Annotated in this window: 11 protein-coding genes and 1 pseudogene; 5 read left to right on the top strand and 7 right to left on the bottom strand. The window is 64.2% G+C overall.

Features of this window, described 5'->3' with window-relative positions; genetic code table 11:
• The 3 genes from BRA62_RS03310 to radC all read right to left on the bottom strand — a co-directional run.
• On the bottom strand, positions 1 to 448 hold a 448-nt coding region (locus BRA62_RS03310), incomplete at its 3' end, for a CARDB domain-containing protein (protein ID WP_349680535.1).
• 1 nt (position 449) lies between these two features.
• Positions 450 to 1106: a Yip1 family protein gene (locus BRA62_RS03305; RefSeq protein ID WP_292364795.1), complete on the bottom strand. Its 657-nt coding sequence runs from the start codon at positions 1104 to 1106 to the stop codon at positions 450 to 452.
• Positions 1107 to 1435: 329 nt separating this feature from the next.
• Positions 1436 to 2104, bottom strand: coding sequence for a RadC family protein (gene radC, locus BRA62_RS03300; RefSeq protein ID WP_292364794.1), 669 nt, complete (start codon positions 2102 to 2104; stop codon positions 1436 to 1438).
• 198 nt (positions 2105 to 2302) lie between these two features.
• Here radC and BRA62_RS03295 point away from each other — a divergent pair, with 198 nt between their 5' ends.
• The 3 genes and pseudogenes from BRA62_RS03295 to BRA62_RS12735 all read left to right on the top strand — a co-directional run bounded on the left by BRA62_RS03295 (position 2303) and on the right by BRA62_RS12735 (position 3997).
• The gene (locus BRA62_RS03295; protein ID WP_292364792.1) at positions 2303 to 3418 is read left to right on the top strand and encodes a tetratricopeptide repeat protein; all 1116 of its coding nucleotides are present in this window, start codon (positions 2303 to 2305) and stop codon (positions 3416 to 3418) included.
• 60 nt (positions 3419 to 3478) lie between these two features.
• Positions 3479 to 3526, top strand: a pseudogene (locus BRA62_RS12800) (hypothetical protein); the annotation flags it as partial.
• Positions 3527 to 3532: 6 nt separating this feature from the next.
• Positions 3533 to 3997, top strand: coding sequence for a tetratricopeptide repeat protein (locus BRA62_RS12735; protein ID WP_394339986.1), 465 nt, complete (start codon positions 3533 to 3535; stop codon positions 3995 to 3997).
• Here BRA62_RS12735 and BRA62_RS03280 read toward each other — a convergent pair.
• Genes BRA62_RS03280 through BRA62_RS03265 form a run of 4 tightly spaced genes read right to left on the bottom strand, consistent with a single transcriptional unit; the run spans position 3994 to position 7175 of the window.
• On the bottom strand, positions 3994 to 5124 hold the full coding sequence (locus BRA62_RS03280; RefSeq protein WP_292364790.1) for a pyridoxal phosphate-dependent aminotransferase: 1131 nt from the start codon (positions 5122 to 5124) through the stop codon (positions 3994 to 3996). The genes BRA62_RS12735 and BRA62_RS03280 overlap by 4 nt on opposite strands.
• Positions 5121 to 5528 (bottom strand): 6,7-dimethyl-8-ribityllumazine synthase, encoded by a 408-nt coding sequence (gene ribH, locus BRA62_RS03275; RefSeq protein WP_292364789.1) that lies wholly within the window; start codon positions 5526 to 5528, stop codon positions 5121 to 5123. The genes BRA62_RS03280 and ribH overlap by 4 nt, the downstream gene beginning before the upstream one ends.
• Positions 5529 to 5586: 58 nt before the next feature.
• Positions 5587 to 6048 (bottom strand): riboflavin synthase, encoded by a 462-nt coding sequence (ribC, locus tag BRA62_RS03270; RefSeq protein ID WP_292364787.1) that lies wholly within the window; start codon positions 6046 to 6048, stop codon positions 5587 to 5589.
• The gene (locus BRA62_RS03265) at positions 6045 to 7175 is read right to left on the bottom strand and encodes a pyridoxal-phosphate-dependent aminotransferase family protein (protein ID WP_292364784.1); all 1131 of its coding nucleotides are present in this window, start codon (positions 7173 to 7175) and stop codon (positions 6045 to 6047) included. Before BRA62_RS03265 ends, ribC begins: the two co-directional genes overlap by 4 nt.
• Before the next feature lie 162 nt (positions 7176 to 7337).
• On the opposite strand from BRA62_RS03265, the gene purE reads away from it, so the two are divergent.
• Together purE and BRA62_RS03255 are read left to right on the top strand one after the other, a co-directional pair.
• Positions 7338 to 7730: a 5-(carboxyamino)imidazole ribonucleotide mutase gene (gene purE / locus BRA62_RS03260; protein ID WP_292364783.1), complete on the top strand. Its 393-nt coding sequence runs from the start codon at positions 7338 to 7340 to the stop codon at positions 7728 to 7730.
• Positions 7731 to 7870: 140 nt separating this feature from the next.
• A complete protein-coding gene (locus BRA62_RS03255; protein WP_292364782.1) occupies positions 7871 to 8278 on the top strand; it encodes an arsenate reductase ArsC in 408 nt (135 codons plus the stop codon).
• Positions 8279 to 8455 lie beyond the last annotated feature (177 nt).

Here is an 8455-nt window from a genome sequence, read left to right as displayed (position 1 = left end):
GGCCGGCGGCGAAGGCGTCCGGTCGCTCAACCACCGACGCGCTGAGCGGCGTGTTCTCGACCTGGACCGGGACCGGGTAGCGCAGGCTGCCGGCACCGTCGCGGAAGTCAAGCACGAACACGGGGTAGAACGTCCCCTCGCCCCCGTCCGCCCGGACGGTGAAGGTGAACGTCTTGCTGTTCCCGGCCCCAAGCTCCCCGACCGAGGGGTAAGGCTCGCTCAAGGGCACGACCCCGCTGCCGTAGAGCCGGGCGCTCCGGATGTTTACGGTCTCGGCACCGGTGTTCTGGATCGCGACCGTCAGCGTCCCGGTATCCCCTTTCATCAGGACCGGCGGGTCCAGCGACGAGGAGACGACGGCGATATCCGCCGCCGCGGCGCTCGCCGGCGCGGCGAGGGCCATCACGGCGCAGAGGAGAGTTATGATTGCAAGGTAGAGTGGTTTCATGTTACAGCCATCCGGCAAATGTAATGAACGTATAGAGGATGTAGAGGCCTACAGGTATTCCGACGGTGAGGGCCGCGTCCCGCGTGGAGAGGTTCCGTGCGTACTTCATGCCGAAGACCCATATGTTCGCGCTCCAGATCAGGAAGAGGATGCTCGCGAGCCCGGCGACCTGCGCCAGGGGATCGGTCGTCAGAATGTTCACCAGGCTCTCGGAGAACTCCGCAATCTGCTCGGGGCTTGTCATGGGCGGGACGTTCAGGCCCGAGAGAAGCTGATAGGAGAAGTAGGTCCCGATGATACCCCCGAATACCTGGGGCAGAAGCCCGTAGCCAGTGAACTCCACCGTCCGCTTGAGATCGCCTTCGCCCTTGAAGAACATCGAGACGAGGTAGAAGACGAAGCCATAGATGATCCAGGCCAGGAACCCCCCGATGAAGGCAACAGCGGCGGAGAAGATTGTTATGAGCACCCCGAGCCCCTGCATCTCCGCGGGAAGCATGGCAGTCGTGATATTCGCCATCAGCACGGCAGGGACCACGCCGATCAGCCCGATGACGAGCGCGATCAGCGCCGGTACCTTCAGGCTCGGCTCGTCCTGCATGCGCGCTTCAAAAAAGCGCCCGGGATTCAGCAATACCCGGAGAAATCCAGTATCCATGGTAAGTACGCCTCGTGTATTCTTGGCCGATGGGAAGGGATAAACTTTTTTCAGGATCACGGTGGCTAATACCGGGGCATCTATCGGTTTTCCGTGATCCTCCGGAGAGATTTGACCCGAACCGGGGGATAGGGCCGGCCCTGCCGGAGCACCGACCGGGACTCACGGGCGGCCCGCCGCGGAGCCTCCGGTGCCGCACGGCAGTGACCTGTACCGCGTATCGCGTTTTCATTGCTTCACCAGTTATGTATATCTAACATTGTGTTAGAAAAATATAACGTTTCCGGTCCGACAGCCCCGCAAACGAGTGTTCATACCGCTCGCCGCGATTAAAGATGCCCGAGATCTTTGAGGCTCGCGTAGCCCTTCTTCGTGACGATGATGTGGTCGAGCACCCGGATGCCGAGGATCGACCCGGCCTCGACGAGCTGCCGGGTGATGCCGATATCCTGGGTGGAGGGCTCGAGCGTGCCCGAAGGATGGTTGTGGACCAGGATGACCGAGGCGGCGCGGTCGGTGATCGCGTCGGAAAAGACCTCCCGGGGGTGGACGAGACTCTGGTTCAGGATCCCGACGGTGACGGTCCGGCGCTCGATCACCTCGCCGGCACCGTTGAGTGTTATGCAGAGGAAATACTCCTGCTTTTTGTCCCGCCACTCCGCGACCAGCGGGAGCACGTCCTCGGGGCAGGTGATCCGGTGCCCCGAGACGCCGTCGTCCCCGAGATACCGCCGCCCGAGTTCGAAGCAGGCCATGATCTCGCAGGCTTTCGCCGAGCCGATACCGTCTATCGCAAGGAGGTCGCCGTATAAGGGGCCGTTCTCGGCATTCTTCAGGTAGCGTTCGACGTCGCCGGCGACCTCCCGGACGTCCCGCCCCCTCGTGCCCCGCCCGAGGAGGAGAGCAATCAGTTCGGCATCGGTGAGCGCCTGCGGTCCGCGTGTTGCCAGTTTCTCGCGCGGACGATCGCGGTTCGGGGTGTCGCGCATCTTCTTCATGCTCATCCGGCCCGATCAGGGTACCCTGGTTCCGATTTTGATTCCGGAGCATGTATACGTTGCCAATCGATCCGGAACACCTGGCGGATCCGATTCCCGGAAGAAAACGTTGCAGAAAGGGGTTTTTCTCCCGGCCGGAGGCTTTTCTCCGGACGCAATCGAAACCCTTTTTGCCCGAGGGCCGCTATCTCTCACAAAATGGAACTCCCCTGGAAGAGCGCCGAGTCCTGGTGCAGGAAGGGACGGACATACGCCGAGCGAGGGCAGTACGACCGGGCTGTCGAGTGCTACGACCAGGCGATCACCCTGAACGCCAACGCCGCAGACGCCTGGTACCACAAGGGGCTCGCCCTCACTGCCGCCCGGCGCCACCGCGAGGCGGCCGAATGTTTTGACCAGGCGGTCAGGATCGATCCGACCTCGGCAGACTTCTGGCACGCCCGGGGGCAGGTGCTCTACGACCTCGGGGAGTACCGGGAGGCGGCCGGTTCCTGCGGGCAGGCGGTGAAACTCGCGCCGGACTCCACGAGCGCATGGCTCATCCGGGGCCACGCCTTCCGAAAGATCGGCCGAAACCCCGACGCGATTGCCTGCTACGACCGGGTCGTCACGCTTGAGCCGGGCCGGATCGATGCCTGGCTCGCCCGCGGAACGGCGCTTGCTGCCGAGCGCCGGTACGATGCGGCGATCGAGTGCTACGACCGGGTCATCGCGCTCGATCCCGAGAACGCAAACGCCTGGTACGCCAGGGGAACGATCCAGATCCTCCTCTCCCGCTACGAGGATGCGCTCGCCTCCTATGACCGGGCCGTCGCCATCAACCCGAACCACGCCGACACCTGGTACACCCGGGGATGCACGCTTTCGGCACTTCAGCGCCATGACGAGGGCGTCGCCTGCTTCGACCGGGCGCTCGCCCTCCGTCCCGACGACGCCAGTGCCTGGTACAACCGGGGCCGGGCGCTGCAGAACCTGGAGCGCTACGAAGAGGCGCTCGACTGCTACGACCGGGCATTCCGGATCAACCCCGAACACCCCGGGATCTGGTTCCAGAAAGCCATAGTGCTGAAGAAACTGAAACGTTACGACCTCTCGCTCGCCTGCTTCGACCGGGCGCTCAGGGAGAACGCTGTCGATGCGGAGATCTGGCACCAGAAGGGCCTTCTCTTCTTTGTCCTGAAGCGCTACGGGGAGGCGCTGGAGTGTTTCGACCAGGCGCTCAGGATCCGGCCCGACCACACGGACGCCTGCTACTACCGGGGCGAGAGTTACTACGCCGCCCGGAACTACGCAGCGGCAGTCCCCTGCTACTAGGCCGCGGTCCGTGCGGCCCCGGGGAACGTTGTCGCCTGGAACAACTACGGCAACGCACTCTACCACCTCGAACGCTACGAAGAAGCGCTCGTCTGCTACGAGCGGGCGCTCGAGATCGACCCGGAGAACCGCCGGGTCTGGAACAACAAAGCAAGCGTTCTCTCCGTTCTCTCGCATTACGACAAGGCGCTCGTCTGCTACGACCAGGAACTCCGGGCCCACCCGGAGAACGCGGATGCCTGGTACAACAAAGGCCTTGCGCTCTTCATCCTCGGCCGGTACGGCGAAGCCGTAACCTGCTACACCCATGCGCTTGAGATCGACCCGGAGAGATCCGGCGTCTGGAGCACGAAAGGGAACGCTCTCGTGATCCTGGAACGCTGCGAGGAAGCCCTTGACTGCTACGACCGGGCGCTCGCCGTCAACCCCGACGACGCCGAAGCGCTCAAAGGGAAAGCAATGGCGCTCGTCTATCTCGACCGTCCCGGCGAGGCGGCAACATATTACGAGAGGGCGCAGCGGCTGCCGGAACGGACCCGGGTTGCGGAACCGGATTTGAGGAAAAGGGAGCGGGTTTAAACCCGCGCAATCCGCCCGACCGCTTCCTCGAGGTTCTCCATCGAGGTCGCGTAGGAGACGCGGAGCCAGCCGGGGGAGTGAAACGCGGTTCCCGGGGTGACCGCCACATGGGCATCCCGGAGCCATGACCGGGCAATCGCCATATCGTCGCCGTCGACCTTCACGTAGGCGTAGAAAGCGCCGTCCGCCGGGGCGGTGGCGTATCCGAGGTCGCGGAGCGCCGGGATGAGGTAATCGCGCCGGCGCTCGAACTCGCGGCGCATCGCCTCGACGCAGTCCTGACTGCCCCGGAGCGCGGCGAGGGTGCCGAACATAGCAAACGTCGTCGGGTGCGATATGGTGTGCTGCTGCACCTTCTCCATCTGCCGGATGATCGGCCGGGGAGCGACCGCGTAGCCGATCCGCCACCCGGTCATCGCATAGGCCTTCGAGAACCCGTTGACGGTGATCGTCCGCTCCGCCATGCCGTCGAGGGAGGCGAGGGAGACGTGCTCCTTCCCGTAGACCAGCTTCTCGTAGATCTCATCAGAGAGCGCGAAAAGGTCGTGGTCACGGCAGATGTCGGCGATGAGCCGGAGCGAGCCCCCATCGAGCACCGCGCCGGAAGGGTTCGAGGGGGAGTTGACCACGATCATCTTCGTCCGGGGGCCGACGGCCTCGAGAAGGGTGTCGTCGACCTGGAAAGTCCCGGCGGAGAGGGGGTGGTGCCGGACACCGGCGCCCGCGAGCCGTACGCAGGGTTCGTAGGAGACCCACGCCGGATCGAGGATGAGCGCCTCGTCGCCCGGGTTCAGCACGGCTTCCATCGCCTCGTAGATGGCGTCTTTCGCCCCGCAGGTGACGATCACCTCGTCCTGCTCTGCGGCAAACCCGTTCTCCCGGGAGATCTTCCCCGCGATCGCGCCCGTCAGTGCCGGAATACCGGCGCTCGGGGCGTAATGTGTCTCCCCGCGGCGGAGGGCTTCGATGCAGGCGTCCTTGATGTGGGCCGGGGTATCGAAGTCCGGTTCCCCGATGGAGAGGCTGATGACGTCGACCCCCTCCTGCGCCATCCGCTTTGCGGCGTTCGAGATCTCGATCGTCGCGGAGGGAGCTATGGCCGCAACCTTCTCCGAGAGGACCCTCATCCCAATCGCTGGACCATCTTCACGGCCGATTCGACGGCGCGCTTCGCGTAATCGATGCGCTCGGTCGCTTCCATCCGGGTCATCCCCGGTCCGGAGATGCCGAGAGCGACGGGCTTTCCGAATTCAAGGGAGAGGTCGATGATCTTACGCGCCGCGTGCTGGACGACGATCTCGTCGTGCTGGGTGGCACCCTCGATGACGCACCCGATGGTGACGACCGCGTCGATCTCGCCGCGGGCGAGCAGGTTCTTGATCGCAAGCGGCATGTCGTAGGCGCCGGGGACGTAGATCGTATCGGCAACTTCCGCGTCGAGGAAACCGGCGTGCTCCCGGGCCTCGATCTCCATCATGTAGGTAATGTCGCGGTTGAACTCCGCGACGACGAATCCAAGTTTTACCGTCATTTTCAATCCTTCCTGAGGTACTACTCGCACCGGTTGTTGATAATCCTCACTTTTTGCGTCAGGGGCGTGCGGGCCCGACGTCCTCGAAGCCCTGCCGCTGGCCGGTCCCGGCGAGTTTCTCGAGATCCTTCGGGCGGAGCGCGAGCCGGACGGCGTTTACCGCGTGCTCCCTCGTCCGCTGCTCCATCAGCCAGGCAAGATCCTTTGCGTCTTTCGCCTCGTCTTCGTGGACGAAGACCTCGATGATGTGCCGGTTGGTCATCAGCTGGCAGAGGATGAGACCCTGGGAGGCCTCGTGGGCGCAGACCTTGTCCTTCTCCGCCCCTCCGGGCATCCCGAGCGCCATCACGAGGTCGCACCCCCGCTCGTCGATCAGCTTCTTGCACGCCACCGGGAGGTCCTTGATCCCGGGGACGACGTAACGCTCCAGCCCCACGCTCGCGTGCTTGCGGATCTCTTCTGCGGCGATCCTGCCCATGTCTATCCGGGCAAACGTGGTGTCGGCGATCCCGATCTTCATCCGAGCAGCACCTCTGCAGCTGCCTCGACACCGTCGCCGGCCGCAAAGTTGGACTTTTTGAGGGCGAACTGGACGGCTGCGAGGGTGGCGAGGATCTCCTGTGCTCCGACGCCGCCCATGGTGCCGATCCGAAAGATCTTCCCCTTCAGGTGATCCTGGCCGCCGGCAATCTCGATGCCGAACTGCTTGACGGTTCCCCGGAGATCCTTGTCGGTGACACCTTCGGGGAGCCGCATCGCGGTCACGGTGTTCGAGTAGGCGTGGTGTTCGTCGAGCTGCGGGAAGAGATCGACACCCCATTCCTTCGCCGCGGTGCGGACGGCTTCGGTCATCCGGCGGTGGCGGTCGATTCTGGCCGGGACGCCTTCTTCCTCGATCATCCTGCACGCCTCGCACAACGCGAGGAAGAGCGGGACCGCCGGGGTGTAGGGGGTCTCCATCGGGGTGCCCTTTCCGCTCTTACGGTAGGCGGCCATGTCGAGGTAGAACGGCCGCTTCTCCGAGATCCGGTCCCAGGCCCGTTCGCCGACGGCGATGGCCGCGAGGCCCGCGGGGGCGGCGAGGCACTTTTGCGAGCCGACGACGGCGATATCGACACCCCATTCGTCCATCCGGACGTCGTCGCCGCCGATGGAGGTGACCCCGTCCATGATGAAGAGGGCGTCGTGCTTCCGGGCAAGTTTTCCGACCTCGGGCGCGGGGTTCTTGATCCCGGCGCTCGTCTCGTTGTGGACCATGGTGACGACCTCGGCCCCGGCCTCGAGTTCGCGCTCGAGGGCCGCGAGATCGAGCGGGGTTCCCCACCCGGACTCAAGGACGGTGACGGTGCCGTAACGCCCGCCGATCTTCGCGAAGCGGTCGCCGAACTTGCCGTTTACGAGCGAGACGATTCGTTTGTCCCGCGCAAAGTTCGCGACGCCGGCCTCCATGCCGGCGCTTCCCGAGCCGCTGATAATATAGAGTTCATTCTCGGTGCCGAACAGGGCCTTTAAGGTTCGGACACAGTCCGCATACGCAGCCCCGAACTCGGGGCCGCGGTGGTTGATGGCCTGCCGCGTCATGGCGGCTCGTACCCGCTGCGGTACGGGTACCGGACCGGGGATCATCAGGAGTGGTTCGTGTTCCATGAGAGATCAGTCCATATCGTCTCGCCGAGGAGAGACGCTGTTCCTGCAAGGAACTTGGATGTGGTTTCATATCAACCTCACCACCGTGAGAGACCGGCAGCGAGTCGTTGGCAAACAATATCGACAGAGAGAAGAAGAGGCGGAGGCATACTGAAGTGAGCTATGGTTGACGTCGCGGTGATCTGCGGTTCCGCCTCGGACGGCCCCGTCGCGGAAAAGGTGTTTGCGACCTTAAAGGAACACGGCGTGTCCTATGACTACAAGGTGATATCAGCGCACCGTGACCCGGATAAGCTGGACGAGTACGTGAAGGGGAGTGATGCGCGGGTCTTCATCGCGATCGCCGGGCTCTCGGCGGCCCTCCCGGGGGTTGTCGCTTCGAAGACACAGCGGCCGGTGATCGGCGTCCCGGTGAGCGGGAAACTGATGGGTCTCGATGCCCTCCTCTCGATCGCCCAGATGCCGAGAGGCGTCCCGGTCGCGTGCGTCGGCGTGGATAACGGTGAGAACGCCGCCCTGCTCGCGGTCCGGATCCTCGAGGCAGGGCGCGCCTGACGGAACCTCTTTTTAGCGGGCCGGGAGTATTCGCCGGAGCACTATTTACGCCCCGGGATTTTCGGGGTGCAACGAAAGGCCCCGGGCTCGCGCCTCAACGGTGTCGGTAACTTTTTGCGCCGGGACAGGAAGGAAGGGGCATGAAGCAGAGAGTGCTCTTCATCGGCACGAACAACGCCGCCCGGACCCAGATGGCGGAGGGCTACCTCCGCGCCCGCTATGGCGACCGCTACGAGGCCTGCTCCGCCGGAATCGCCCCCACAGTTCTCGATCCCCTCGCCGCAAGGGTTATGGGCGAGATCGGGGTCGATATCGCCGGGCAGCGGGCGAAGGACCTCGCTCTCTTTGACGGAACGGAGATGGATTACGTGATCGCACTCTGTGCCGGGGGTGTCTGCCCGATGTTTCCCTGGGCGAAGGAGACGATCCACACCGGCTTCCCGGACCCGACCAGGGCCACCGGAACCCCCGACAAGGTGCTCGCGGCCTACCGGCGGAGCCGCGACGCGATAACCGCCTGGATTGACGGGCGGTTGGGAGTAAAGTGAGCGGAGGCTATCCAACGTTCGAGACGTTCGGACTGCGGTGTGGTTCCGCGCGCAATGACTGGTCGGAGGACAGGGATTTCAGGAAGACCAGAGATCCCATGGTGTGACTGCCGGAACAACTTAAACGATGAAAAGCCCGGTGCAGTGGACCGTGGGGACATCGCCACGCGGGGAGGG

The organism is Methanoculleus sp. UBA208, from assembly GCF_002498065.1.
Classification (GTDB): domain Archaea; phylum Halobacteriota; class Methanomicrobia; order Methanomicrobiales; family Methanoculleaceae; genus Methanoculleus.
The sequence above is the reverse complement of the archived record's forward strand: the minus strand, read 5'-3'. Positions and strand labels throughout refer to the sequence as shown.

Excerpts from the sequence above, each read along its gene's own strand:
- BRA62_RS03305 (WP_292364795.1), bottom strand. The coding sequence starts at position 1,106 with ATGGATACTGGATTTCTCCGGGTATTGCTGAATCCCGGGCGCTTTTTT.
- radC (WP_292364794.1), bottom strand. The coding sequence starts at position 2,104 with ATGAAGAAGATGCGCGACACCCCGAACCGCGATCGTCCGCGCGAGAAA.
- BRA62_RS03295 (WP_292364792.1), top strand. The coding sequence starts at position 2,303 with ATGGAACTCCCCTGGAAGAGCGCCGAGTCCTGGTGCAGGAAGGGACGG.
- BRA62_RS03280 (WP_292364790.1), bottom strand. The coding sequence starts at position 5,124 with ATGAGGGTCCTCTCGGAGAAGGTTGCGGCCATAGCTCCCTCCGCGACG.
- ribH (WP_292364789.1), bottom strand. The coding sequence starts at position 5,528 with ATGACGGTAAAACTTGGATTCGTCGTCGCGGAGTTCAACCGCGACATT.
- ribC (WP_292364787.1), bottom strand. The coding sequence starts at position 6,048 with ATGAAGATCGGGATCGCCGACACCACGTTTGCCCGGATAGACATGGGC.
- BRA62_RS03265 (WP_292364784.1), bottom strand. The coding sequence starts at position 7,175 with ATGGAACACGAACCACTCCTGATGATCCCCGGTCCGGTACCCGTACCG.
- purE (WP_292364783.1), top strand. The coding sequence starts at position 7,338 with ATGGTTGACGTCGCGGTGATCTGCGGTTCCGCCTCGGACGGCCCCGTC.
- BRA62_RS03255 (WP_292364782.1), top strand. The coding sequence starts at position 7,871 with ATGAAGCAGAGAGTGCTCTTCATCGGCACGAACAACGCCGCCCGGACC.